The following is a 25,080-nucleotide window of genomic DNA, read 5'->3' on the forward strand; positions in this document are numbered from 1 at the left end:
CGCTGGCCCCCTGTCCGACTTCACGCGAAGCCGGCGCTTGACCGAATCCATGAAAAGCCAACCTACCTATCAAGCGTCCGAGAACCCGTTCGACGACGAACGCCCCAGCAAGACCAAGATGAAACAGGCCTCGCACGAGCTGCAGGCCCTGGGCGAGGACCTGGTCAGCCTGCCCGACAGCCGCATCGCGCCGCTGAACCTCAGCGAGACCCTGCTGGCCGCGATCCAGGAATACCGCCGGACCCGCTCGCACGAGGGCAAGCGCCGCCAGATGCAGTTCATCGGCAAGCTGATGCGCCACACCGATGCCGAACCGATACGCGAGGCGGTGGCGGCGATGAAGCTGGGTGTGGCCCGCAACGCGCTGGAGCTGCACGAGGCCGAACGCTGGCGCGCCGAGCTGATCGCCAGCGACGACGCGCTGACCCGCTGGATGGCCGAGTTCCCGGCCACCGATGCGCAGCAGCTGCGCAGCGTCGTGCGCTCGGCCCGCAAGGACGCGTCGCTGGTACCCGAGAAGCGCAGCGGCCGCGCCTACCGCGAGCTGTTCCAGCTGATCAAGCAGGCGCAGATCGAGGCGGCCGGCGGCGAACAAGAACAGGACGAGCCCGGCGATGAGTGACGCGTACGAGCCGGTGCGCATCGGCCTGGTCTCGGTCAGCGACCGCGCCTCGAGCGGCGTCTATGAAGACAAGGGCCTGCCCGCGCTGCGCGACTGGCTGACGCGCGCACTGCGCAATCCGATCACCTTCGAAACCCGGCTGATTCCGGACGAGCAGGCCGGCATCAGCGCCGCCTTGATCGAGCTGGTCGATCAGGCGCAATGCCAGCTGGTCCTGACCACCGGCGGCACCGGCCCCGCGCTGCGCGACGTCACGCCCGAGGCCACCCTGGCCGTGGCGGACAAGGTGATGCCCGGTTTCGGCGAACAGATGCGCCAGATCAGCCTGAACTTCGTGCCGACGGCCATTCTGTCGCGTCAGGTGGCGGTGATTCGCAAGCAGGCCCTGATCATCAACCTGCCCGGCCAGCCCAAGTCGATTGCCGAGACCCTGGAAGGCCTGCCCCAGGCCACGCCGCCGGTGCCCGGCATCTTCGCCGCCGTGCCCTACTGCCTCGACCTGATTGGCGCGCCCTACCTCGAAACCGACGAGGCGGTGGTCAAGGCCTTCAGGCCGAAGTCGGCGATCCGGCCCAAGGCAGTGCCTGGCGCTACTTGACCAGCTGGGTCAGGCGCGCCGCGTCGAAGGACTCGTCCTTCTGCGCATCCTTGGGCACGCAATCTGGTTTACCGGCCTCCGACAGCTGCGCGATCGCCTGCCACAGCAGCGCGATCTGGTGCTCATGGCCCGAGGCGTTGTCGATCAGCCCCTTCATCGCCTGGGCCACCGGGTCATCGCCCTGGGTCACGCCATAGGCCGAGAAACCCAGCTTGGCGGCCACCTCCTCACGCTTCGCGTCGGCCTGCGCCTCGATGATGCGCGCCGGGTTGCCCACGGCCGTGGCACCCGCGGGCACCGGCCGTGTCACCACCGCACCAGAGCCCACGCGCGCCCCGGCACCGACGGTGAAGCCGCCCAGCACACAGGCATTGGCGCCGATGATCACGCCGGCCTCCAGGGTCGGGTGGCGCTTGGCGCCCTTGACCAGCGAGGTGCCGCCCAGGGTCACGCCCTGGTAGATCGTGCAACCATCGCCGATCTCGGCCATCTCGCCGATGACGATGCCCATGCCGTGGTCGATGAACACCTGCCGGCCTATGGTCGCGCCGGGGTGGATCTCGATGCCGGTCAGAAAGCGCGCCAAGTTCGAGATGAAGCGGCCCCACCAGTGGAAGCCATGGCGCCAGCAGGCATTGGCCCAGCGGTGCATCAGCAGCGCATGCAGACCCGGATAACAGGTCAGCACCTCCCATGACGAGCGCGCGGCCGGGTCACGTTCGAGGATGCAGGCAATGTCTTCTCTGAGGCGCGCAAACACGGCGGGCTTCCTCTGGTCTGATGCGGGCTGGGCAGTGTAGCAACCGGTTTTGTGCGCCGTCCGGGCCAGCCCAATGCCCTTGAGCTCAACCGGGCTTGCCGCGATCTTTAACCATCGCCTTGGCAATGCCGCGCAGGATGTGGATCTCTTCGTCGGCCAACTGGGCGCGATTGAGCAACTGGTTCAGCCGCGGCATCAGCTTCTTCGGCGCGGCCGGGTCCAGAAAGTCGATCTCGACCAGGGCCTGCTGCCAGTGCTCCAGCAGCCCCTGCACGGCAGCCGCCGACGCGAATTTGGTTTCGGCGGTGCGCCCTTCGACCTCGAAACTGCCCAAGGCCTGGCGCCACTCGTACGAGATCAGCTGTATCGCCTGGGCCAGGTTCAAGGAGCCATAGCTCGGGTTCGTCGGGATGCTCAGCACCGCGTGGCAGCGGTAGACGTCCTCATTGCTCATGCCATAGCGCTCGGAGCCGAACACGAAGGCAACACGCTGGCCGCTGGCCGCCAGCTCGGGGAACAGCGCGCGCGGTGCATGGGTCGGCGGGCCGAAGTCACGCGGCGTCATCGCCGTGGCACAGAGGTAGCTGACGCCGTCCAGCGCCTCTTCAAAGCTATCGACGATGCGCGCCCGGGCCAGGATGTCGGCCGCGCCGCTGGCCATCGCGATGGTCTCCTCCTGGCTCAGCACATCGGCAAAACGGGGCCTGACGAGCACCAGATCGCCGAAGCCCATCACCTTCATGGCCCGGGCGGCCGAGCCCACATTGCCGGGGTGGCTGGTCTGAACCAGGATGAATCGTGTGGAATCGACGCTCAAGGGCTTTGCCGGCAAGGTAAAATCAGCATTATCCCTAGCTTGAGGCTAGCGACCCGCTCTTTTCCTCCGCCAAGTCCCGACTCCCAACGCCTGCAGGTTATACGCATGTCCACTCAAGCCGCACTCCATCCCATGCTCAACGTTGCCATCAAGGCAGCGCGCGCGGCAGGTTCCATCATCAACCGTGCGTCTATGGATCTGGACTTGCTGAAGGTCAACACCAAGTCGCCCAACGACTTCGTGACCGAGGTGGACCAGGCCGCCGAGCGCGTCATCATCGAAACGCTGCTGACCGCCTACCCGGGCCATGGCATCCTGGCCGAAGAATCGGGCCGCGAGCACGGCTCGGCCGACAGCGAATACGTCTGGATCATTGATCCGCTGGACGGCACCACCAATTTCATTCACGGCTTCCCTGTGTATGCCGTGTCGATCGCCCTGGCCTTCCGCGGCCAGGTGCAGCAGGCGGTCGTCTATGACCCGACCCGCAACGACCTGTTCTATGCCTCCAAGGGCCGTGGCGCCTACCTGAACGACAAGCGCCTGCGCGTGTCCAAGCGCGTGCGCATGGCCGAGGCGCTGATCGGCACCGGCTTCCCCTTCCGCAAGGGCGACAACTTCAAGCGCTACGTGAAGATGTTCGAGGAGGTGATGCAGCAGTGCGCCGGCCTGCGCCGCCCGGGCGCGGCAGCCCTTGACCTCTGCTATGTGGCCGCCGGCTACTACGACGGCTTCTTCGAAACCGGCCTGCAGCCCTGGGACGTGGCCGCAGGCTCGCTGATCATCACCGAGGCCGGTGGCCTGGTCGGCAACTTCACCGGCGAATCAGACTATCTGTACCAGCGCGAAGTGGTGGCCGCCAACCCGCGCATCTACGGCCAGCTGGTGCAGACGCTGGCGCCCTACACCCGCGTGATCAAGGAAGAAGAAGCTGCCGCCGAGGCCAAGGCCGAGGAACAGACGGCCGCCGCTGCAGTTGCCGCCGCAGCCGACCCGAAAAAGAAAGCCCCGGTTCGCCTGCGCAAGGCCGACCTGGCCTGATCAGAGCGGGATCAGAACGGGTAGTGCCTCTCACCGGTCTGCACCGTCACCCAGCGCAGTTCGGTGAAGGCCTCGATGCCGGCCTTGCCGCCGAAGCGGCCATAGCCGCTGCCCTTGACGCCGCCGAACGGCATCTGCGCCTCGTCATGCACGGTCGGGCCGTTGACATGGCAGATGCCCGACTCGATGCGCCTGGCCACCTGCAGCGCGCGGCCGATGTCGCGGCCGAACACGGCCGCTGACAGGCCGAACTCGTTGTCATTGGCGCAGGCCACCGCGGCCTCGACGCCATCGACCCGCACGATGCCCTTGACCGGGCCGAAGGTCTCCTCGCGGTAGATGCGCATGGCCGGGGTCACGTGGTCCATCACGGTGGCGGCCATCAGGGTGCTGTCGGCCTTGCCGCCGCACAGCAGCCTGGCGCCTTTGGCCAGCGCATCGTCTATCAGCGCGTTGCAATGCTCGACCGTGCCCATGCTGGCCACAGAGCCCAGCACCACCGGCGCCGGCTGGCGCGGATCGCCCCGCGGCAGTGAGCGTGCGCGCCTGACGAAGCGCGCGGCGAAGTCGTCGGCGATCTTGGAGTCAACGATCAGCCGCTCGGTGGACATGCAGATCTGGCCCGAGTTGGCAAAGGCACCAAAGACCGCCGCGGCCACGGCCGCATCGAGGTCGGCATCGTCCAGCACCAGCAGCGGTGCCTTGCCGCCCAGCTCCAGCAGCGCCGGTTTCAGATGGGCGGCGCAGGTGGCGGCAATCAGCTTGCCCACCCGCGTCGAGCCGGTGAAATTGACGCGTCGCACGGCCGGGTGGGCGATCATGGCCTCGACCACGGCGCCCGCGTCGGCGGGATCGTTGGTCAGGTAGTTCAGCACCCCGGCGGCGAAGCCGGCATCCTGGAACGACTCGATGATCAGCTGATGCGTGCGCGGGCACAGCTCGCTGCCCTTCAGTATCACCGTGTTGCCGCAGGCCAGCGGCGTGGCGATGGCGCGCACGCCCAGAATCACCGGCGCGTTCCAGGGCGCGATGCCCAGCACCACGCCGGCCGGCTGGCGCATGCCCATGGCCAGCAGGCCGGGCACGTCGGACGGAATCACCTCGCCGCTGATCTGCGTCGTCAAGGCTGCGGCCTCGCGCACCATGCCGGCCGCCAGATGCACATTGAAGCCGGCCCACATCGCCGAGGCACCGGTTTCGGCCGCCATCGCGGCGATGAACTGCGGCGTGCGGGCCTCCAGCGCGTCGGCGGCCTTCAGCAGCAGTGCGCGGCGCTCGCCGGGACCGGTCTGGCTCCAGCCGGCGAAGGCCGCTTGCGCCGCATCGGCCGCGGCGCAGGCATCGGCGGTGCTGGCGGCGGGCGCGCGGCTGGCCACGCTGCCGTCCAGCGGGTTGCGGCGCTCGAAGGTGCGCCCGCCCTCGGCGCTGACGGCCAGGCCCTGGATCAGCATGCTGCATTCGTTCATGGTCGGCTTCTCCTCGTTCGATGTTGATGGGGCCGCGGCCCCCTGGCCCAGATAGGCATGGCGGATCACGCTGGAGCGGGCCAGCAGCCGCGCCGGCCCGCTGGCCACAAGGGTGCCGCGCTCCAGCACATAGCCGCGGTCGGCCACGGCCAAGGCCTTGCGCACGTTCTGCTCGACCATCAGCACGGTGGTGCCCTGGTCGGCGATGCGGCGGGCGATGGCCAGCAGCTCGTCGACCATGCGCGGCGCCAGCCCCAGCGACGGTTCGTCCAGCATCAGCAGTCGCGGTGCGCTGACCATCGCGCGGGCCACGGCCACCATCTGCTGCTCGCCGCCACTCATCGAGCCGGCCAGTTGCCGCGCCCGCTGAGCCAGCTTCGGAAAGTCGGCGAGCGCCTGTTGCACACGGTGGGCGCGCTCGGCCGCGCTCTGCAGCCAGCCGCCCAGCTCCAGGTTGTCGAGCACGCTCAGCTGCGGGAACAGCTGGCGGCCCTCCGGCACCAGCACGAGGCCGCGCCGGACGATCTCGGACGGCCGGGCCTCGGGCGCAATCGCCTGGCCGTCGAGCATTACGTGGCCCTCGCGCCGTATCAGCCCGGCGATGGCCTTCAGCAGCGTGGTCTTGCCGGCGCCATTCGGGCCAAGAATGACGGTCAGCCCCGGCCTGGCCTCAAGGCTCAGCCCGCGCAGCACCTGGAAGCCGCCATAGCCGGCGCTCAAGCCTTGGATCTGCAGGTGGGCGGCGGCTCCGCTCATGCCGTTTCCACCATCTCGTCGCCCAGATAGGCCTCGACCACCTCGGCATTGCGCGCCACCTCGGCCGGCGTGCCATCGGCGATCTTGCGGCCTTGGTGCAGCACCAGCACCCGCTCGACATGGTGCAACAGCGTGCTCACCGCATGCTCGATCCAGATCACCGTCAGGTCCAGCTCGGCGCGTAGCCGACTGATCAACTGCCCCATCTGCCGCAGCTCCAGCTCGCTGAGGCCGGCGGCCACCTCGTCGAGCAGCAGCACGCGCGGCCGGGTGGCCAGGGCCATGCCGATCTCCAGCAGGCGCTGCTGCGATGGTGTCAGATCCCCGGCCGGCCGGTCCTGCTGCCCACCCAGGCCGATCAGCGCCAGGATGGCCGCCTCGTCGCGCAGCCACGTCGGCACCTCCCTGCGCCGGCGGCCGGCGAACTGCAGGCCGAAACCGACATTGGCCGCCACGCTGAGCCCATGGAAGACCCGCGGCGTCTGGAAGCTGCGCGCCACGCCATGCTCGGCGAAGCGGTGCGGCGCCGCGCCGGTGAGGCGCTGGCCGCCGGCATAGAGCTCGCCTTGGGTCGGTGCATTGATGCCCGACAGCGCGTTGAAGAAGGTCGTCTTGCCGGCGCCATTGGGGCCGATGATGCCCACCAGCTCGGCCGCGCCAAAGGCCGCGCTGACGGCATCCACCGCGGTCAGCCCGCCGAAACGCACGGTCAGCTCTCTAGCTTCGAGCAGCGGGTGGCCCTTCATCTGGCCCTCCAGGGCCGCGACAGGCGCAACGAAGCCAGACCGCCGGGCAGGTAGAGCACGCACGCTATCAAGAGCAGGCCCAGCGACATCATGTAGAGCTGGGGCATCTGCAGCCGCAGGGTCTCGGCCAGCAGACTGAACACCACGGCGGCGATCAGCGGCCCCCACAGCGTGGCAGCGCCGCCGATCAGCGCGATCAGCACGGTCTGGAAGCCGATGAAGGGGTTGAACACCGTGTGCGGGTCGATGTACGTCCAGCGCACGCTCATCGCCGCGCCGACGGCGCCGGCAAAGGCGGCGGTCAGCGCGAAGCCGGCAACCTTGACCAGGCGGGTGTTGACCCCCAGGGTCTGCGCGCGTTGCTCATCGGCGCCTATGCCGGTCAGGGCCAGGCCGAAGCGGCTGCGCCGTATCAGCATGGCCGACAGCAGGGCCAGCACGGCCAGGCCCAGCATCGTCAGATAGACCGTGTCGCGCTCGGGCACCACGGTCAGCACCCGGCCGACGGTGCCGCTGACCTGCTTCTCCCAGAAGGTCACTGCGTGGCGTATCAGCTCGGTCATGCCGAAGGTCAGCACCGCGAAATAGGTACCGCGCAGATGCAGCACGGCCGCGCCCATCACCAGGGCCACCCCGGCCGCCACGACCGCGCCCAGGGCGACCACCAGCAGCCAGGGCAGATGCTCCAGGCCCAGCGCGCCCGAATAGGCGCCGAGACCGAAGAACGCCGCCGTGGCCAGCGACATATAGCGGGTCTGGCCACAGAAGCTGCTCCAGCTGCTGGCCAGGGCCGCGTACATCAGGCAGCTCAGCGCCATCGATACGGCGAACTCGCTGCCGTAGTGCGGCAGCGCCGCCGCCCAGCCGGCCAGCGCGACAAGTATCAGCAGATCGCGTTGCAGCGGCTTCATTTGCGGGTGAACAGTCCGTTGGGCCGCCACAGCAGCACGGCGATGAAGATGGCATAGGACACCAAGGCCTTGAGCGAAGGGCTCGTGTAGTGCATGCCGATGGCCTCGATCACGCCCAGCCCCAGGCCACCTACCAGAGCGCCGGCCATGCTGCCGAAGCCGCCCAGGGTGATGACGATCAGCGCCGTGACGGTGTAGGGCTCACCCATGGACGGCGAGATCGTGTAGGTCATCGACAGCAGGCAGCCGGCCACCCCGGACAGGCCCAGGCCCAGCGCGAACATGGCCGGGTGCAGGCGCTCGGTGTCTATGCCCACCAGCTGCGCGCCGGTGGGAGACTGCATCAAGGCGCGCACGCCCTTGCCCAGCAGCGTGTAGCGCAGCAACAGGATCAGCGCCCCGCTGAAGAGCAGGGCCAGGGCCAGCAGCAGCAGCTTGTTGGCCGCGAACTGCGCGCCGCCAGCGCCGCCGAAGGCCACCGGCTCGGTCATGTAGTCGTAGCCGCGCAGATCGCCGCCCCACAGGTACTGGGCGAAGTTCTGTACCAGAAACATCAGACCGAAGCTGACCATCAGCGCCCGCGCCTCGAACACCTCGACCGTGGGCGAGCTGCGCGTCAGCGGCCGGAACACCAGCCGGTGCACGACCAGGCCCAGCAGCGCCAGCAGCACAAAGCTCAACGGAATCATCAGCAGCGGCGACAGGCCCAGCGACTCATGCGCCGCCCAGGTCAGGAAGGCGCCCAGCATCAGGAACTCGCCATGGGCGATGTTCAGTATGCGCATCAGGCCATACTGCAGATTCAGCCCCAGGGCGACCAGCGCGTAGATGCCGCCGGTGATCAGCCCCGAGGCGATCAGTTCCAGCCAGCTGCCGAGATTCATGCAGGCTCAGCTCCAGGCCGGCTTGGGCGCCATCAGCGTGGCTGTCGCATTGGCCTTGGGCCAGACCACCTCGAATTCGCCCTTCTGCCACTGGCCCACCGTGCCGGGCGTGCCGATGTTCTCGCTGCCCTGGAAACGTATCGTGCCCAGCATCGTGCTGTGCGCCGTGCCGGCAACGAACTCGCGTATCGCTTTGCGGTCCAGCCCCACCTTGGCCACGGCGGCCGTCAGTATCTCAAGCCCCGCCCAGGTGGCGCCGCTGGCCCAGCGGTCGGGCTCCTTGGCGGCGCCGAACTTCTTCACATGGGCGTCGAAGTAGGTTTTTGCGGCGGCGCTGCTCTTGCTGTTCCAGCTGCCCATGCCCAGCACGCCCTCGGCGCTGGCCTGCATCACATTGCGGTAGAGCTGAAAGGCCGTGCCCACCGAGCCATAGAAGAAGCGCGGGTTGAAGCCGATCTCCTTGGCCTGGCGGCTGGCCAGAATCGTATCGGGCGGATAGGTCAGGCCGATGAAGGCGTCGGGCGCCTTGTCCTTGATGCTGCGCAGCACCGGCGACAGGTCCTTGACGCCCAGTGGATAGCTTTTGTCCTCCAGCAGTTGTATGCCCGTACCCTGCAGCGCCACCTTCAGCGCCGCGTAGTTCTCCAGGCCGAACAGATCGTCGACATAGATGGTGGCCACGCTCTTCACGCCCTGGCTCTTGAGCATCTCGACCAGCGCATTCATCATCGGCGCCGGCTGCTGCAGCAGCGAGAAGAAGTACGGCAGCTTCATCTCGATCAGCCGGCGGCTCAGCGCGGTCGGCCCCAGCATCGGATAGCCCAGGCGATTGGCCAGCGGGGCCACGGCGAAATTGGCATTGCTGCCCCAGGGCGCCAGTATCAGGTCCACCTTGTCGCTGCTCATCAGCTTCTCGTAGCTGCGCACACATGTTTCGATATCGCTGCGGTCGTCCGAGCCGATCAGCTCGATCATGCGGCGCTGGCCCTTGACCATCAGGCCGCCGGCGGCGTTCTGCTGTTCGGCCCACAGCAGGTAGTTGGGCTCCTGGCTGACCTGGGCGCCTGTTGTCCAGGGCCCCGTGCGGGCGATTGCGTAGCCGATGCGCACCGGCGCGCCTTGCGCACGCACGAGGGCCGGAAAGGCCGAGCCGAGGGCCGCGGCCTGGATCAGGGTGCGGCGCTGTAGGCCGCCGTGGCGCTGTTGTGTCATGTTCGTCTCCTGTCGCCGGCTTGATGACCGGTCGTGAGCGGATTCTGGGCAGTGCTTGGCCCGCCTGCTTGACCGGCCGTAGCGCCGCACTTGTCTATCCGTGCAGGGCGGCTACTGACTTACCCCAGGTGCGGGCAAGCGCTCTTGAGCCGCAGCGCGTCAGCCGATACCCTGCAAGCCACAACCGGCCCGGGGAGCTCAGCGATGCCCGTCAGCAGCCTGCAGATGAACACCGACCAGGTCGCCCCGGCCGAGCGCGCCGGCTTCTGGTCGGACTGGATCGCACGGCTGTTCATGGGCCTGAAATCGGACACCTATGGCGATGCCGGCTTCGACGGCCGCATGAACAGCCTGCGTGCCGGCGACGTGGTGCTGACCCGGCTGGAGGCCAATCGCCACCGCGTCGTGCGCTCGGCTCAGCTGGCGCGCGCCTCCGAGATCGGTTATCTGAAGATCGTCGCGCCCTATGTGGGCTGCGCCGGTGTCGAGCAACAGGGCCGCGAGGCCTGGGTCACGCCGGATCAGTGGAGCATCTACGACACCACCGACAGCTATGCGGTGGCCAACCCGGTGCGTGTCGAGCATCTGATCGTGATGCTGCCCAAGTCGGCCCTGGCCGAGCGCGGCCTGGCCCTCGATGCGATGATGGCGCGGCGCCTCGGTGGCAGCGGTGGGGTGGCGCGCCTGGCGCTGGAGACGATGCGCAGCGCGTACCGCGAGCTGCCGACGATGAGCGACAGCGCCGCGCAGGGTGTCGGCGAGGCCATCACCCAGTTGGTCCACCTGGCCCTGTTGGATCTGGCCGGTATCCAGACCGCGCAAAGCCAGCGCGAGGCGCTGCGCGAGCGCATCAAGCAACACGTCGGCGCCCATCTGGGCGACCCGGCCCTGAGCGTCGATGGCATCGCCCTGGCCCTGGGCTGCAGCCGCCGCCAGCTCTACAACGCCTTCGCCGAAGAGAGTGACGGGGTGGCCGGCTACATCCTGCGCCGCCGCCTCGAAGCCTGCCGCAAGACCCTGGCCGACCGCGCCAGCGACGCCCGCTCGCTGACCGACATCGCCTTCAGCTTCGGCTTCTCAAACATGGCCCATTTCAGCCGGGTGTTCCGCAGCCATCTGGGCATGGCGCCCAGCGACTACCGGCGCGGGGCGGCTGCGCCTTGAGGCCGGTCACCTAAGATGTCGCCCTTTGAGCCCTTGAGGGATGCCTCGGGCCCCTGCCGCGAAATCTAGCCAAGTCATTGATGTCAAAAGAAAATTCCAAGCCGGCCGCAGCTCAGGAGGCGTTTGAAAAGCACACGCCGATGATGCAGCAGTACTTCGGCCTGAAGGCGGACCATCCGGACAGTCTGCTGTTCTACCGCATGGGCGATTTCTACGAGGTCTTCTTCGACGACGCGCGCCAGGCCAATGCGCTGCTGGACATCACACTGACGACGCGGGGCCAGAGCGGCGGCCAGCCTGTCGTGATGGCCGGCGTTCCGGTGCACGCGCTGGAAGCGTACTTAGCCAAGCTGATCAAGCTGGGCGTGCCGGTCGCAATTGCCGAGCAGGTGGGCGATGTGGCCACGGCCAAGGGGCCGGTCGAGCGCAAGGTGGTGCGCGTCGTCACGCCCGGCACGGTGACCGATACCGAACTGCTGGCCGACAAGCAGGATTCGGTGCTGCTGGCGCTTTCGACACAGGGCCGCAACATCGGCCTGGCCTGGCTGAGCATGACCCAGGGCCAGCTGGGCATGGGCGAATGTTCCGAGCGGGAACTGGCCGGCTGGCTGACCCGGCTGGCACCGGCCGAGGTGCTGGTCGATCGCGACAAGGTGCCCGCCTCGCTGGTCGCCGCCCGTGTGCCGACCACCTATCGCCCGTCCTGGCAGTTCGACGCCGGCCTCGGTAACCGCAAGCTGTGCGAGCAGTTGGGCGTGGCCAGCCTCGCCGGCTACAACGCTCAGAGCCTGACCGCCGCCCAGGCCGCCGGCGCCGCACTGCTGAGCTATGCCGAGCACACCCAGGGCCGGGCCCTGGCCCATGTGCAAAGCCTGGAGGTGCAGCGCAGCAGCGATCTGCTGGACCTGCCGCCGGCCACGCAGCGCAATCTGGAACTGACGCAGACGCTGCGCGGCGAGAGCTCGCCGACCCTGCTGTCGCTGCTGGACAGCTGCCGCACCGGCATGGGCAGCCGCACCCTGCGCCATTGGCTGCTGCATCCGCGCCGAGAGCGCACCGAGGCGCTGGCCCGGCACGAGGCGATCGAGTCGCTGATCGTCAATGGCTTCGAGCCGCTGCGCCAATGCCTGCGCTCGGTCTCCGATGTCGAACGCATAACCGCTCGCATCGCGCTGCGCCAGGTGCGTCCGCGCGAGCTGACTGGGCTGCGCGCCACGCTGCAGGTGCTGCCCGAGCTGCGCGCCAGCTACGCGAGCAACGGTGCGCTGCTGCAGCTGATGTCCGCCGGGCTGACGCCACCCGCCGAGATCGAGGAGCTGCTGCGCCAGGCGATTGCCGAGGAGCCGGCCGTGCTGCTACGCGACGGTGGCGTGATCGCCACCGGTTTCGATGCCGAGCTCGACGAGCTGAGGGCGATCAGCCAGAACTGCGACGACTTCCTGATCGCGCTGGAAACACGCGAGCGCGCCCGCACCAACATTCCCAATCTGCGCGTGCAGTTCAACCGCGTGCACGGCTTCTATATCGAGGTCACGCAAAGCCATGCGGACAAGGTGCCGGCCGACTACCAGCGCCGCCAGACACTGAAGAACGCCGAGCGCTACATCACGCCCGAGCTGAAGGCCTTCGAGGACAAGGCCCTGTCGGCACAGGAGCGCGCCTTGGCCCGCGAGAAGCTGCTGTTCGAGCAGGTGCTGGACGCCTTGCAGCTGCAGCTGGCGCCGCTGAGCCTGCTGGGCCGCTCGCTGTCCAGCCTCGATGTGCTGGCAGCTCTTGCCGAGCGCGCCACCACCCTGCAATGGTGCCGGCCGGAGTTCGTCAGCCAGCCCTGCATCGAGATGGAAGCCGGCCGCCACCCGGTGGTCGAAATGCGGCTGCAGGAAACCGGCGCCGGCGAGTTCATGGCCAATGACTGCCGGCTCGATGCCCGCACCAAGCTGCTGATGATCACCGGCCCGAATATGGGCGGCAAGAGCACCTTCATGCGCCAGGTGGCGCTGGTGGCGCTGCTCGCCGCGATGGGCTCCTACGTTCCCGCCAGCAGCTGCCGCTTGGGACCTATGGACGCGATCCACACCCGCATCGGCGCTGCCGACGACCTGGCCAACGCGCAATCGACCTTCATGCTGGAGATGACCGAGGCGGCCGCGATCCTGCACAGCGCCACCGACCAGTCACTTGTGCTGATGGACGAGATCGGCCGCGGCACCTCGACCTTCGACGGCCTGGCCCTGGCCGGCGCGATCGCCAGCCATCTGCACGACAAGAACCGCGCGTTCACGCTATTCGCCACCCATTATTTCGAGCTGACCGAGTTTCCGGTCAAGCACGACCGGGCGCTGAACATGCATGTGTCTGCCGCCGAGAGTGGCGACAGCATCGTCTTCCTGCACGAGATCCAGCCCGGGCCGGCCAGCCGCAGCTATGGCGTGCAGGTCGCGCGGCTGGCGGGCATGCCGGCAGGGCTGGTGCGGCAGGCGCGGGCAACCCTTGAGGCCTTGGAGGCGAGAGCCAGCGAGTCGCAGGCGCAAATCGATCTGTTCGCAGCGCCGCCGGCCGAGGTGGTGGCTGAGGAGGCGGGGCCTTCTTCGCTTGAACTGGCCCTGGCCGATATCGATCCCGACGCGCTGAGCCCGAAGGAAGCGCTGGACGCCCTGTACAGACTGAAAGCGGCGGCATGTGCATAAATCCGGCATGAAGACCAAGGTTCTCCCCAACGGCGCCAAACACCTCGTGTTCGCCCACGGCAACGGCTTCCCCGGCGGCTGCTATCGGCAATTGTTCGACTCCTGGCAACGTGCCGGCTGGACCGTTCATGCCATCGACCGCTTCGGCCATGACCCCCGCTTCCCGGTCAGCAGCAACTGGCCGCATCTGCGCGACCAACTGATCGAGGAGGTCGAGCAACAGGCCCAGAAAGCCAAGGCCAAGATCATGCTCGTCGGCCACTCGCTGGGCGGCCTGGTCAGCCTGAAAACCGCCTGCAAGCGGCCCGACCTGGTGCAGGGCCTGGTGATGCTGGACTCTCCCATCATCAGCGGCTGGCGGGCGCACAGTGTGCAGGTGATGAAGGCCACCCGGCTGATGCCCCGCGTGTCGCCGGGCAAGATCAGCCAGCAGCGCCGTCATGAATGGCCCGACCGCGCGGCCGTGCTCAAGCATTTCGCCGCCAAGCATGTCTTCAAGCGCTGGGATCCGCGGGTGCTGGCCGACTATGTAGACGCCGGCTTCGAGGAGCAGGACGGCAAGACCGTGCTGCGTTTCACCCGCGAGGTCGAGACCCGCATCTACAACACCCTGCCCCACAACCTGGACGCGATGCTGCGCCGTCATCCGCCGCAGTGCCCGGTGGCGTTTGTCGCCGGCACGCAGTCGATCGAATCGCGCCAGGGCGGGCTGGAAGCGGCCAAGGCGCTGGCCAAGGAACGCTTCGTCTGGTTCGAGGGCACGCACCTCTACCCGTTCGAGCGACCCGACGACACGGCGGCCCTGGTGCTCGACTTGATGGAACATTTGCAGCGTGTGCCCGGTTGAGTGCGGGCGCATCGATATAATCACGCTTTACCACCACAGCGTTCTCCAACGCTGCACGACATGACCAAGTTCGTCTTCGTCACCGGCGGTGTGGTGTCCTCGCTGGGTAAGGGCATCTCGTCGGCATCTTTGGCTGCGATTCTTGAATCGCGTGGCCTCAAAGTCACCCTCATCAAACTCGATCCGTACATCAACGTCGATCCGGGCACGATGTCGCCGTTTCAGCATGGCGAGGTGTTCGTCACCGACGACGGGGCCGAAACCGACCTCGACCTCGGCCACTACGAGCGCTTCATCACCACGCGCATGAAGCGCAGCAACAACTTCACCACCGGCCAGATCTACAAGTCGGTGCTGGAGAAGGAGCGCCGCGGCGACTATCTGGGCAAGACCGTCCAGGTCATCCCCCATGTGACCAACGAGATCCAGGACTACATCCGCCGTGGCGCGGGCGTGGGCACACCGGAAGCGGTGGACGTGGCGATCGTCGAGATCGGCGGCACGGTGGGCGACATCGAATCGCTGCCCTTCCTCGAGGCGGTGCGTCAGATGAGCCTGAAGATGGGCCCGCACAACACCGCCTTCGTGCACCTGACCTATGTGCCCTGGATTGCCGCCGCCGGCGAACTGAAGACCAAGCCGACGCAACACACGGCCCAGAAGCTGCGCGAGATCGGCATCCAGGCCGATGCGCTGCTGTGCCGTGCCGACCGTCGCATCCCCGACGATGAGCGCGAGAAGATCTCGCTGTTCACCAATGTGCCGGAGTACGGCGTGATCTCGGTCTGGGACGCCAAGAGCATCTATATGGTGCCGCGCATGCTGCATGAGCAGGGCCTGGACCAGCTGATCTGCACCAAGCTGCAGCTCAACACCAAGCCGGCCGATTTGAGCCGCTGGGACAAGCTGGTGCACGAGACCGAGCACCCCGGCAGCGAGATCACGATCGCGATGTGCGGCAAGTACACCGATCTGTCGGACTCGTACAAGTCGCTGAACGAGGCGCTGCGCCACGCCGGCATCCACAACCATGCCCGCGTCAACATCGAGTACGTCGACTCCGAAACCCTGACACCCGACAGCGCCGACCAGTTGGCCAAGTTCGACGCCATCCTGGTGCCGGGCGGCTTCGGCAAGCGCGGCGTGGAAGGCAAGATCCTGGCCGCGCAATATGCGCGCGAGCACAAGATCCCCTACCTGGGCATCTGCCTCGGGATGCAGGTCGCGACGATCGAATACGCGCGTCACATGGCCGGTCTGGAAGGCGCCAACTCGACCGAGTTCGACCCCGAGTCCCCGCACAAGGTGATCGCGCTGATCGACGAATGGCAGGAGGCCGACGGCACGATTCAGAAGCGCGATGAGAAGTCCGATCTGGGTGGCACGATGCGTTTGGGTGCGCAGAGCTCGGACGTCAAGCCCGGCACCCTGGCCCATGAGATCTACGGCCCGGTCGTGACCGAGCGCCACCGCCACCGCTACGAGGCCAACGAGAAGTATCTGGACCAGTTGCAGCAGGCGGGTCTGGTGATCTCGGCCATCACGCAGCGCGAGAAGCTGACCGAGATGGTCGAGCTGCCGCGCGCCGTCCACCCCTGGTTCGTTGGCGTGCAGTTCCACCCGGAATTCAAGTCCACGCCCTGGGGCGGCCATCCGCTGTTCATCAGCTTCATCAAGGCGGCACTGGAGCACCACCAGGCGGCCACCGTGCCCGCCGCGGCCTGAGAGGAACGACCATGAAGCTCTGTGGTTTCGATGTCGGCCTGGACCAGCCCTTCTTCCTGATCGCCGGCCCCTGCGTGGTCGAGTCCGAGCAGCTGCAGATCGACGTGGCCGGCCACTTGAAGGAAATCTGCGCCTCCTTGGGCATCAACTTCATCTTCAAGTCCAGCTACGACAAGGCCAACCGCTCGTCGGGCGCCTCGTTTCGCGGCCCGGGCATGGACCGTGGCCTGGAGATCCTGGCCCAGGTGAAGAAGCAGCTGGGTGTGTCCATCCTCACCGATGTGCACACCGAGGCCGAGGTGCCCCGCGTGGCCTCGGTGGTCGATGTGCTGCAGACGCCCGCCTTCCTGAGCCGCCAGACCGACTTCATCCGCGCCGTCGCCCAGAGCGGCAAGCCGGTGAACATCAAGAAGGGGCAATTCCTGGCCCCGCATGACATGAAGAACGTCATCGACAAGGCCCGTGCCGCCGCGCGCGAAGCGAACCTGCCCGATGATGTGTTCATGGCCTGCGAGCGCGGCGTCAGCTTCGGCTACAACAACCTTGTATCGGACATGCGCAGCCTGGCGATCATGCGCGAGACCGGTGCGCCGGTGGTGTTCGACGCCACGCACAGCGTGCAGCTGCCGGGTGGTCAGGGCACCAGCTCGGGCGGCCAGCGCGAGTTCGTGCCGGTGCTGGCCCGTGCGGCCGTGGCCGTGGGCATCAGCGGCCTGTTCATGGAAACCCATCCGGACCCGGCCAATGCGCTGTCCGACGGACCGAACGCCGTGCCGCTGAAGCATATGCGCGCGCTGCTGGAACAGCTCGTCGCGCTGGACCGCGTGATCAAGACCCAGCCGCTGCTGGAAAATGACTTCAGCTGCTGAGAGATCGTCGATGCCCTCTGCCTACATCCTTGCCAACGTCCAGGTCACCAACCCAGAGCAGTACGAAGAGTACAAAAAGCTTTCCAGCGCCGCGATGCAGGCCTATGGCGCGGAAGTCTGCGTGCGTGGCGGCAAGGTCGAGCTGCTGGAGGGCGACTGGACGCCCGAGCGCGTCGTGCTGCTGAAGTTTCCCAGCCTCGAAGCGGCCCGCACCTTCAACGACTCCCCCGAGTACGGCAAGGCGCGCGCCGCACGCCAGGGCGCGGCCATCATGCGAATGGTTTTGATCGAAGGCGTTTGACGCGCCCTCCCCCACCACAAGATTTGAACTTTGAAACCGGAGAGACTTGAATGAGCGCCATTGTTGACATCGTCGCCCGCGAAATTCTGGACAGCCGCGGCAACCCCACCGTCGAATGCGACGTGCTGCTGGAGTCCGGCACCATGGGCCGCGCGGCCGTGCCTTCGGGCGCCTCCACCGGCTCGCGCGAGGCGATCGAGCTGCGCGATGGCGACAAGAAGCGCTACCTCGGCAAGGGCGTGCTGAAGGCCGTCGAGCACATCAACACCGAGATCTCAGAAGCCATTCTGGGCCTGGACGCTTCCGAGCAGGCCTTTCTGGACAAGACCCTGATCGACCTGGACGGCACCGACAACAAGTCGCGCCTGGGCGCCAACGCGATGCTGGCCGTGTCCATGGCCGTGGCCCGCGCCGCGGCCGAGGAGTCCGGCCTGCCGCTGTACCGCTATTTCGGCGGCATGGGCGGCATGCAGTTGCCAGTGCCGATGATGAACGTGATCAACGGCGGCGCCCACGCCAACAACAGCCTGGACCTGCAGGAGTTCATGATCATCCCGGTCGGCGCACCGACCTTCCGCGAAGCGGTGCGTTACGGCGCCGAGGTCTTCCATGCGCTGAAGTCCATCCTGCATGACAAGGGCATCAGCACGGCGGTAGGCGACGAAGGTGGCTTCGCCCCCAGCGTGGCCAGCCATGAGGCCGCCATCCAGCTGATCCTCGATGCGATCGACAAGGCCGGCTATGTGGCCGGCGAGCAGATCGCCCTGGGCCTGGACTGCGCCGCCAGCGAGTTCTACAAGGACGGCAAGTACGTGCTGTCCGGCGAGGGCCTGAGCCTGACGTCCGAGGAGTGGACCAATATCCTGGCCACCTGGGTCGACAAGTACCCCATCATCTCGATCGAGGACGGCATGGCCGAGGGCGACTGGGAAGGCTGGAAGATACTCACCGACCGCCTGGGCAAGACGGTGCAGATCGTCGGCGACGACCTGTTCGTCACCAACACCAAGATCCTCAAGGAAGGCATCGACAAGGGCATTGCCAACTCGATCCTGATCAAGATCAACCAGATCGGCACCCTGACCGAGACCTTTGCCGCGATCGAGATGGCCAAGCGCGCCGGCTACACGGCCGTCATCAGCCACCGCTCGGGCGAGACCGAGGACTCGACGATTGCCGACATCGCGGTGGGCACCAATGCCGGCCAGATCAAGACCGGTTCGCTGAGCCGCTCGGACCGCATGGCCAAGTACAACCAGCTCTTGCGCATCGAAGAAGACCTGGGCGACGTCGCCAGCTACCCGGGCCGCGCCGCCTTCTACAATCTGCGTTAATTTCGACTCGCGACCCGCGCCCGCGTGAAAATCCTCAGCGTCATCCTCGCCGCCTTCCTCATCGCCATCCAGGGTCAGCTCTGGTTTGGCAAGGGGGGCGTGACCCGGGTGGTGCTGCTGGAGTCCGACCTGGCCAAGCAGCAGGCCGCCAACAAGCAAGCCCGCGCCCGCAACGAGCAGATCGAGGCCGAGTTGCGCGATCTGCGCGAGGGCCAGGAGATGGTCGAGGAAAAGGCCCGCTCGGAGCTGGGCATGGTCAAGCCGGACGAGATCTACGTCCAGGTGCTGAACGCCAAGCGATGAGCGCTCGCTGATGGACGCGCTGCTGCAGGCCCTGCAGCCGATCATGACTGCCGCCTTCACCGTCTGGGGCAGCCCGGTCACCTGGCTGGAGATCGTCGCCTTTGCGCTGGCGATCTGGATGGTGATCTGCAATATGCGGGTCAATCCGCTGGCTTGGCCCTTGGCCATCGCCAGCTCGCTGCTTTACTTCCTGCTGTTCTGGTCGGCCAGGCTCTATGGCGATGCCTCGCTGCAGATCGTCTTTGTCGTCGTCGCCTTCTGGGGCTGGTGGCAATGGCTGCGCGGGCATGACGCCAGCGGCCAGGCCTTGCAGGTGCGCAACTTGACCCCGCGCGGTCGGCTCATTGCCCTGGTGGCGGTCGCGTTGAGCTGGCCGGCGATAGGCTTCTATCTGAGTCGCTACACCGACACCGACGTACCCTTCTGGGACGCCTTCCCCACCGCCGGCAGCCTGGTCGGCCAATGGTTGCTGGGCCGCAAATACGTAGAGAACTGGCCTGCCTGGATAGCGGTCAACACCGTTGGCGTGGCCCTGTTTGCCTACAAGGGCCTGTGGCTGACGGTGCTGCTCTACGCCCTCTTCACCGTGATGGCCGCATTCGGCTGGCGCGCCTGGGCAAGGATGGGCCATGGCCACTAAGCCGCTGCTGATCGCCATCGTCGGCGCCGAGAGCACCGGCAAGACGCAGCTCTCGCTGGCACTGCAGCAGGCGCTGATCGAATCGACCGGCCTGCGCTGTGCTGTCGTGCCCGAGTACCTGCGCACCTGGTGCGAAACCGAGCAGCGCACTCCCGAGCACCATGAGCAGGCCACCATTGCCGAGCATCAGATCACTCTGATCGATGGCGCCGCCGCAACGCACGACGTGGTGCTGTGCGACACCACGCCGCTGATGACGGCCGTGTACAGCGAGCTGCTGTTCCATGACCGCTCGCTGCATGCGCTGGCCCAGGCCTTCCATCTGCGTTGCGACCTGACCCTCTTGACCGCACTGGACATCCCCTGGGTGGCCGACGGCCTGCAGCGCGATGGTCCCCATGTGCGCGGCCCGGTGGACGCCGCCGTGCGCAAGGCCCTGCTCGATGCTGCCCTGGGCTGGTCGGTCGTCGCTGGCACCGGCCCGGCCCGCGTCGAGGCGGCGCTGAACGCGATCACGCCCCTGCTGCTGAAGCGCCAGGCGCCCCGCGCCGGCCTGCTGACACGGCTCAACGAGCGCCAGGCCTCCTTTCCTGAGCAGCGCTGGCTGTGCGACTGCGATGTGCCCGAGTGCGAGCATGCCTCGCTCATGCCGACGCCTGCCCGCTGAGCCAGCCTACTGCACCGCGCTGCTGCCCGGTGCCTGCTTGTGCACAGCGGTGAACAACTCGCCCACATCGACCGCGTCGAAGCGGTACTGGCGGCCGCAGAACTCGCAGCCGACCTCGACCTCGCCGCGCTCGGTGATGATGCCGTTGACCTCGTCGGAACCCAGGCCGCGCAGCATATTGGTGACCCGTTCGCGCGAGCAGCTGCAGGCAAAGCGCGGCTGCAGCGGCTCGAACTGCACCACCGACTCCTCCCAGAACAGGCGGCGCAGTATGGTGTCGGCGTCCAAGGTCAGCAGCTCCTCGCGGGTCAGCGTGGCGGCCAGATGGGCGATGCGGTTATAGCCCTCGTTGAGGCCGATCTCGTCCTCGTTGCTGGCATGCGCCCCGCCCAGATTGCCCTCGCCCTGCATCGGCAGGCGCTGGATCAGCAGGCCGGCGGCCATATCGTCGTTGGCGGCAAGAATCAGCTTGGTGTCCAGTTGCTCGGACTGCAGCATATAGTGCTCCAGCACCTCGGACAATTTCTGCAACGGCTCGCGCTGGTCACCGTGCAGAGGCACCACGCCCTGGTAGGGCTGCTGGCCCGGCTGGGGATCATTCGGGGTCAGGGTGATGGCACAGCGGCCCTGACCATGCAGATTCAGCATCGCCTCCAGGCGCGCGCCCTCCGGCACATCGCCCACCACCTTCGCGGTGGCACGGAAGGTCAGGTCGGGCTGCACCTCGGCCACGGCCAGCTTGACCGGGCCGTCGCCAAACACCTGCAGGGTCAGCGAACCATTGAACTTGATGTTCGATTGCATCAGCGTGCCGGCGGCCACCATCTCGCCCAGCAGCTCGCGCACCTCGGCCGGATAGGGCCCGGTGACGACCCGTCGCTGCAGCAGCTCGCGCCAGCTTTCGGTCAGCCGCACCAGCATGCCGCGCACCGGCAGACCTTCAAACAAAAACTTGTGCAATTCACTCATCAGTCAAGAACTCTTCTTCAGCCCGGCCTTGTAGCGGCGGGCATTGGCCACATAAGCGGCCGCGCTGAGGCGCAGGCCTTCGATTTGCTCCGGTGTGAGCTCGCGCACCACCTTGGCGGGGCGGCCCATGATCAGCGAGCCATCCGGAAACTCCTTGCCCTCGGTGACCAGCGAGCCGGCACCGACCAGACAATATTGGCCTATCTTGGCGCCATTCAAGACCACCGACTGGATGCCTATCAGGCTGCCATTGCCCACAGTGCAGCCATGCAGCATGACCTGGTGGCCCACCGTCACGTCCTCGCCAATAGTCAGCGGCGAGCCGCGGTCCGAGTGCAGCACCGAGCCGTCCTGGATATTGGTGCCGCGGCCGATCCGCATGGTCTCGTTGTCGCCGCGCACCACGCAGTTGAACCAGATGCTGGCTTCGGCGCCCAGATGCACATCGCCAATCACCTCGGCACTGTCCGCCACCCAGGCGGAATCGTCGATCTGGGGGGCGACGTCACCCAGGGCATAGATGGTCATGTTTGTTCCCGGCGCAAAGCGGCAATTCTACGGATGCCGGCCAGGTCACGGGCGCGGAAGGCCTTGCCTGCCAGCTGAATGGCTAGCTTTGCAGCGCCAGCAGCTCCGCCTCGTCGAAGCCCGCCGCCCGGCGCGCCTCCATATTGAACGGTGCCCGCAGCTTCGGCGCGTCATAGGTCTTGACCAGCTCGGCATAGGTGCTGATGGGATCCAGGCCGCGCTGTTCACAGACCCAGCGATACCACCGGTTGCCGGCGGCCACATGGCCGATCTCGTCGCGCAGTATCACGTCCAGTATCTCGCCGGCCCGGTGATCGCCCGCCCCGACCAGCTTGCGCTTCACCGCCGGCGAGGCGTCCAGACCCCGGGCCTCCAGCGTGCGCGGCACCAGCGCGATGCGCGCCAGGATGTCGCCCTTGGTGCGCTCCGCCATCTCCCACAGCGCGTTGTGCGCCTGGAAGGCGCCGTAGTCGAAGCCCATCTCAACCAGATGATTTCGCAGCAGGGTGAAGTGTTGCGCTTCCTCCTGCGCAATGCGCACCCAGTCGCGGTAGAAGGACTCCGGCATGCCGGGGAAGCGCCAGACGATGTCCAGCGCCAGATTGATTGCATTCAGCTCGATATGGGCGATCGAGTGGATCAGCGCCGCCCTGCCCTCGGGCAGGCGCAGCGAATGGTGTTTCAGCTGGGTGTGGCCGACCAGCTCGGGCCTGGCCGGGCGGCCGGGGATGCCGGCCGGCGCCGCAATGACTTTGTCGGTGTCAATCGGCAGATCGAGACTCAGGTCCAGCGTGATGGAGGCTTTCTGGACGGCATTCGTGGCCAGCAAGGGGGTCAGAGCGGCAGTGCGCAGGGATTGCATGCCGCGATTTTAGAGACTACAGCGTGTAGTCGCCGCTGGCCTCCGGCTGGAACAGCACGGCAAGCACTTCGGCCGCGCGTGACTCTCCGCTCGGCGTGACCCAACGCGCCGTGGCCCCGACGCTAAGACCCAGCAGGCTGGCACCCACCGGCGACGTGACCGACACGAAGCCGGCCGACGGCTCGGCATCCGATGGGTAGCAGAGCGTCAGCTGGTAGCGGCTGCCGCTGAAGCTGTCCTGCAGCCTCACCTGGGAATACATGGTCACGATGTCGGGCGACACGCTGCGCGAGGGCACGAGGCGGGCCATTTCGAGCGCGTCCTCGATGTCGTCCGTTTCATGCTGAGCGGTGCCTGAGCGCAGTTGCCGGGTCAGCTTGACGAGGCGTGTGTGATCAAGTTCGGTGAGCGTGCGCTCATGGTTGTTTGAGACGTGCATGGTGCATTCCTGTCGAAGGAGGCCCTGTGCCTGGATCGATCAGGCACGGACCATCGCGCGGGACGGGTGCCCGGCGATCGAAGGTTTGCGCAAAAAAAAGAGGAGGTGATCGCCGGGCTCAGGAATGTGCGGCCGGCTGTAGCAGCAGGGCAGTCTTCCACCGGCGTGTCGGGCACGCAGCACCCCGCACAGCGACATATTGTCGCGATGCTGCGGTTGATGGAGGCGTGCGGGGCATGCCGTCATTGTAGGAGCGGCCCGGCGCCAGACACGGAATGGCCGCACCGGCATTGCCGATATGCAGCCCCTGCGCCTCGCACGCGAGCCCGCTAAAATCCGGGTTTTCCCTGGCGGGCTCTCTCGCCTCAACCGAGCCCCGCCGTGACCCGTCTCAACGCCAATCTGCTACTTATCGCCATCGCCCTGATCTGGGGCTCGGCCTTTGTGGCGCAAAGCCAGGGCATGGCCGATGTCGGACCGATGACCTTCACCGGAGTGCGCTTTCTGATCGGCGCGCTGGTGGTCTCGCCGCTGATGTGGCGCGAGTGGCGGGCCCTGAAGGCGCGCAGGCTGGCGCTGAACCGCGACGATGGGGCCAAGATTCTCGGCCTGGGCCTGCTGCTGACGATGGGTGCGGCGATGCAGCAGATCGGCCTGCTCCACACCACGGTCACCAATGCCGGCTTTCTGACGGCGCTGTACGTGCCCCTGGTGCCGCTGCTGTCCTGGCTGCTGCTGCGCGAGCCACCGCACTGGTCGGTCTGGCCGGCGGCCAGTGGCTCGCTGATCGGCACCTATCTGCTGTCGGGGGCGCACGGCCTGAGCATCAATGTCGGCGATATCTGGGTGATGGCCTCCGCCCTGCCCTGGGCCGTCCATGTGCTGCTGGTCGGCCGCGTGGCCGACAAGATGTCCGCGCCCTTCCTGGTCGCCGGCGGGCAGTTCATGGTCTGCGGCCTGGTCAGCCTGGGCTGGGCCGGGGTGACTGAGCCGATCACCTGGTCGGGTCTTGAAGCGGCCGCCTGGCCCATCGTCTACACTGGCGTGCTGTCGGTCGGCGTGGCCTTCACGGCCCAGGTGATTGCGCAGCGCTATGCCCAGGCCCCCGACGCGGCCATCATCCTGTCGTCCGAGACGCTGTTCGCCGCCGCCTTCGGCTATCTGCTGATGGGTGACCGGCTCGGCAGCACCGGCCTGCTGGGCTGCGCGCTGATCTTTGCCTGCCTGCTGCTGGTGCAGCTGGCGCCGATGATTCGACAAATGAGGCGCTGGGCGCGGGCTTGAGTTCGTCGTTCCCGGATGCAATCCGGGGTCAAAGACCGCCGACAAAGTAGCGCTTCAGCCCCGCCAGAATCATCTCGACCGCAATCGCGGTCAGCACCAGCCCCATCAGCTTTTCCAGTGCCGAGACCACCGAGTCACCCAGCAGCTTGCGGATGCGATCGGACAGCAGCAGCGTGATGCCCGAGATCAGCATCGCCGCGGTCAGCGCACCGACCCAATCGAGCATGCGGTCCGGCTGGCGCGAGGCCAGCAGCAGCACGGTGGCCATCGCCGATGGGCCGGCCAGCAGCGGTACGGCCAGCGGAAAGATCAAGGGCTCCCGCCCATCACCCTCGGTGCCATAGACCCCGCCCTCGGTGGCGAAGATCATGCGGATGGCGACCATCAGCAGAATGACGCCGCCAGCCACCTCCAGCGAACGCTCGGACAGGTGCATCACGCGCAGGAACGCATCGCCGGCGAACATGAAGCCCAGCAGCACGCCGAAGGCGATCGCCACCTCGCGGAAGGCAACCCAGCGCCTGCGCTCGGGCGCGACGCTGCGCATGATGGGAATGAACACCGGCAGGCTGCCCAGGGGGTCGAGCACCAGCAGGAGCAATATCAGGGCGGACAAGAAGCTGTGATCCATGGGGCGCTATTGTCCCG

The 25,080-nt window shown here is 66.9% G+C and carries 26 protein-coding genes and 1 pseudogene; 14 read left to right on the forward strand and 13 right to left on the reverse strand.

The genetic code is table 11. The annotated features are described in order from the left end of the window. Positions 1 to 49 precede the first annotated feature (49 nt). On the forward strand, positions 50 to 622 hold the full coding sequence (gene yjgA / locus DES47_RS04695; protein ID WP_133699468.1) for a ribosome biogenesis factor YjgA: 573 nt from the start codon (positions 50 to 52) through the stop codon (positions 620 to 622). Continuing rightward, positions 615 to 1,220 (forward strand): molybdopterin adenylyltransferase, encoded by a 606-nt coding sequence (gene mog / locus DES47_RS04700; RefSeq protein ID WP_133699469.1) that lies wholly within the window; start codon positions 615 to 617, stop codon positions 1,218 to 1,220. The genes yjgA and mog overlap by 8 nt, the downstream gene beginning before the upstream one ends. Here the strand turns inward: mog and cysE are convergent. Next, positions 1,213 to 1,980: a serine O-acetyltransferase gene (gene cysE / locus DES47_RS04705; RefSeq protein ID WP_133699470.1), complete on the reverse strand. Its 768-nt coding sequence runs from the start codon at positions 1,978 to 1,980 to the stop codon at positions 1,213 to 1,215. The genes mog and cysE overlap by 8 nt on opposite strands. An 85-nt stretch (positions 1,981 to 2,065) precedes the next feature. Continuing rightward, positions 2,066 to 2,797 carry an RNA methyltransferase gene (locus tag DES47_RS04710; RefSeq protein WP_133699471.1) on the reverse strand — a complete coding sequence of 244 codons (732 nt, stop codon included), beginning with the start codon at positions 2,795 to 2,797 and terminating at the stop codon, positions 2,066 to 2,068. A 105-nt stretch (positions 2,798 to 2,902) separates the two neighbouring features. Here DES47_RS04710 and DES47_RS04715 point away from each other — a divergent pair, with 105 nt between their 5' ends. Then, positions 2,903 to 3,838 carry an inositol monophosphatase family protein gene (locus tag DES47_RS04715; protein WP_133699472.1) on the forward strand — a complete coding sequence of 312 codons (936 nt, stop codon included), beginning with the start codon at positions 2,903 to 2,905 and terminating at the stop codon, positions 3,836 to 3,838. An 11-nt stretch (positions 3,839 to 3,849) separates the two neighbouring features. Here DES47_RS04715 and DES47_RS04720 read toward each other — a convergent pair whose 3' ends face one another. The 6 genes and pseudogenes from DES47_RS04720 to DES47_RS04740 all read right to left on the reverse strand — a co-directional run bounded on the left by DES47_RS04720 (position 3,850) and on the right by DES47_RS04740 (position 9,813). Further along, positions 3,850 to 5,304, reverse strand: a complete 1,455-nt coding sequence (locus DES47_RS04720; RefSeq protein WP_243748185.1) for an aldehyde dehydrogenase — start codon at positions 5,302 to 5,304, stop codon at positions 3,850 to 3,852. 270 nt (positions 5,305 to 5,574) lie between these two features. Beyond that, positions 5,575 to 6,060: pseudogene (locus DES47_RS29150) on the reverse strand (ABC transporter ATP-binding protein); the annotation flags it as partial. Continuing rightward, entirely contained in the window at positions 6,057 to 6,806 is a 750-nt protein-coding gene (locus tag DES47_RS04725) for an ABC transporter ATP-binding protein (protein ID WP_133699474.1), read from the reverse strand. The pseudogene DES47_RS29150 and the gene DES47_RS04725, both read right to left, overlap by 4 nt. Beyond that, positions 6,803 to 7,717 carry a branched-chain amino acid ABC transporter permease gene (locus DES47_RS04730; protein ID WP_133699475.1) on the reverse strand — a complete coding sequence of 305 codons (915 nt, stop codon included), beginning with the start codon at positions 7,715 to 7,717 and terminating at the stop codon, positions 6,803 to 6,805. Before DES47_RS04730 ends, DES47_RS04725 begins: the two co-directional genes overlap by 4 nt. Beyond that, a complete protein-coding gene (locus tag DES47_RS04735; protein WP_133699476.1) occupies positions 7,714 to 8,601 on the reverse strand; it encodes a branched-chain amino acid ABC transporter permease in 888 nt (295 codons plus the stop codon). The genes DES47_RS04730 and DES47_RS04735 overlap by 4 nt, the downstream gene beginning before the upstream one ends. 6 nt (positions 8,602 to 8,607) lie before the next feature. Beyond that, positions 8,608 to 9,813: an amino acid ABC transporter substrate-binding protein gene (locus DES47_RS04740; RefSeq protein WP_133699477.1), complete on the reverse strand. Its 1,206-nt coding sequence runs from the start codon at positions 9,811 to 9,813 to the stop codon at positions 8,608 to 8,610. Between the two features lie 204 nt (positions 9,814 to 10,017). Here DES47_RS04740 and DES47_RS04745 point away from each other — a divergent pair, with 204 nt between their 5' ends. From DES47_RS04745 to DES47_RS04790, 10 genes are all read left to right on the forward strand, one after another. After that, positions 10,018 to 10,977, forward strand: coding sequence for an AraC-like ligand-binding domain-containing protein (locus DES47_RS04745; RefSeq protein WP_243748155.1), 960 nt, complete (start codon positions 10,018 to 10,020; stop codon positions 10,975 to 10,977). A gap of 80 nt (positions 10,978 to 11,057) precedes the next feature. After that, positions 11,058 to 13,664 (forward strand): DNA mismatch repair protein MutS, encoded by a 2,607-nt coding sequence (gene mutS / locus DES47_RS04750; protein ID WP_243748156.1) that lies wholly within the window; start codon positions 11,058 to 11,060, stop codon positions 13,662 to 13,664. A 7-nt stretch (positions 13,665 to 13,671) separates the two neighbouring features. Further along, positions 13,672 to 14,511, forward strand: coding sequence for an alpha/beta fold hydrolase (locus DES47_RS04755; RefSeq protein WP_133699478.1), 840 nt, complete (start codon positions 13,672 to 13,674; stop codon positions 14,509 to 14,511). A 60-nt stretch (positions 14,512 to 14,571) separates the two neighbouring features. Further along, positions 14,572 to 16,236 carry a CTP synthase gene (locus DES47_RS04760; protein WP_133699479.1) on the forward strand — a complete coding sequence of 555 codons (1,665 nt, stop codon included), beginning with the start codon at positions 14,572 to 14,574 and terminating at the stop codon, positions 16,234 to 16,236. 11 nt (positions 16,237 to 16,247) lie between these two features. Then, complete coding sequence (gene kdsA, locus DES47_RS04765; RefSeq protein WP_133699480.1) at positions 16,248 to 17,105, forward strand: 3-deoxy-8-phosphooctulonate synthase; 858 nt, start codon at positions 16,248 to 16,250, stop codon at positions 17,103 to 17,105. Positions 17,106 to 17,115: 10 nt separating this feature from the next. Then, positions 17,116 to 17,406, forward strand: coding sequence for a DUF1330 domain-containing protein (locus tag DES47_RS04770; RefSeq protein ID WP_133699481.1), 291 nt, complete (start codon positions 17,116 to 17,118; stop codon positions 17,404 to 17,406). A gap of 50 nt (positions 17,407 to 17,456) precedes the next feature. Next, the gene (gene eno / locus DES47_RS04775; protein WP_133699482.1) at positions 17,457 to 18,740 is read left to right on the forward strand and encodes a phosphopyruvate hydratase; all 1,284 of its coding nucleotides are present in this window, start codon (positions 17,457 to 17,459) and stop codon (positions 18,738 to 18,740) included. Between the two features lie 24 nt (positions 18,741 to 18,764). After that, positions 18,765 to 19,043, forward strand: coding sequence for a cell division protein FtsB (gene ftsB / locus DES47_RS04780; RefSeq protein ID WP_133699483.1), 279 nt, complete (start codon positions 18,765 to 18,767; stop codon positions 19,041 to 19,043). Positions 19,044 to 19,053: 10 nt separating this feature from the next. Further along, entirely contained in the window at positions 19,054 to 19,683 is a 630-nt protein-coding gene (gene pnuC, locus DES47_RS04785) for a nicotinamide riboside transporter PnuC (RefSeq protein ID WP_208114898.1), read from the forward strand. After that, positions 19,673 to 20,350, forward strand: coding sequence for an AAA family ATPase (locus tag DES47_RS04790; protein WP_133699485.1), 678 nt, complete (start codon positions 19,673 to 19,675; stop codon positions 20,348 to 20,350). The genes pnuC and DES47_RS04790 overlap by 11 nt, the downstream gene beginning before the upstream one ends. Positions 20,351 to 20,356: 6 nt before the next feature. Here the strand turns inward: DES47_RS04790 and hslO are convergent, their stop codons facing one another. From hslO to DES47_RS04805, 4 genes are all read right to left on the reverse strand, one after another. Then, positions 20,357 to 21,319, reverse strand: a complete 963-nt coding sequence (gene hslO, locus DES47_RS28930) for an Hsp33 family molecular chaperone HslO (RefSeq protein WP_208114899.1) — start codon at positions 21,317 to 21,319, stop codon at positions 20,357 to 20,359. 3 nt (positions 21,320 to 21,322) lie between these two features. Continuing rightward, positions 21,323 to 21,847 (reverse strand): gamma carbonic anhydrase family protein, encoded by a 525-nt coding sequence (locus DES47_RS28935; RefSeq protein ID WP_208114900.1) that lies wholly within the window; start codon positions 21,845 to 21,847, stop codon positions 21,323 to 21,325. Between the two features lie 82 nt (positions 21,848 to 21,929). Further along, complete coding sequence (locus DES47_RS04800; protein ID WP_133699486.1) at positions 21,930 to 22,709, reverse strand: ferritin-like domain-containing protein; 780 nt, start codon at positions 22,707 to 22,709, stop codon at positions 21,930 to 21,932. A 16-nt stretch (positions 22,710 to 22,725) separates the two neighbouring features. Beyond that, positions 22,726 to 23,148, reverse strand: coding sequence for a GreA/GreB family elongation factor (locus tag DES47_RS04805; RefSeq protein ID WP_133699487.1), 423 nt, complete (start codon positions 23,146 to 23,148; stop codon positions 22,726 to 22,728). A gap of 381 nt (positions 23,149 to 23,529) precedes the next feature. Between DES47_RS04805 and DES47_RS04810 the strand changes: the two genes are divergently transcribed. Then, entirely contained in the window at positions 23,530 to 24,432 is a 903-nt protein-coding gene (locus DES47_RS04810; RefSeq protein ID WP_133699488.1) for a DMT family transporter, read from the forward strand. A gap of 28 nt (positions 24,433 to 24,460) precedes the next feature. On the opposite strand, the gene DES47_RS04815 is transcribed toward DES47_RS04810, so the two are convergent. Further along, the gene (locus DES47_RS04815) at positions 24,461 to 25,063 is read right to left on the reverse strand and encodes a MarC family protein (RefSeq protein ID WP_133699489.1); all 603 of its coding nucleotides are present in this window, start codon (positions 25,061 to 25,063) and stop codon (positions 24,461 to 24,463) included. Between the last annotated feature and the right edge of the window lie 17 nt (positions 25,064 to 25,080).

The sequence above is a fragment of the Roseateles toxinivorans genome (assembly GCF_004362525.1).
GTDB classification, from domain to species: Bacteria; Pseudomonadota; Gammaproteobacteria; order Burkholderiales; family Burkholderiaceae_C; genus Paucibacter; species Paucibacter toxinivorans.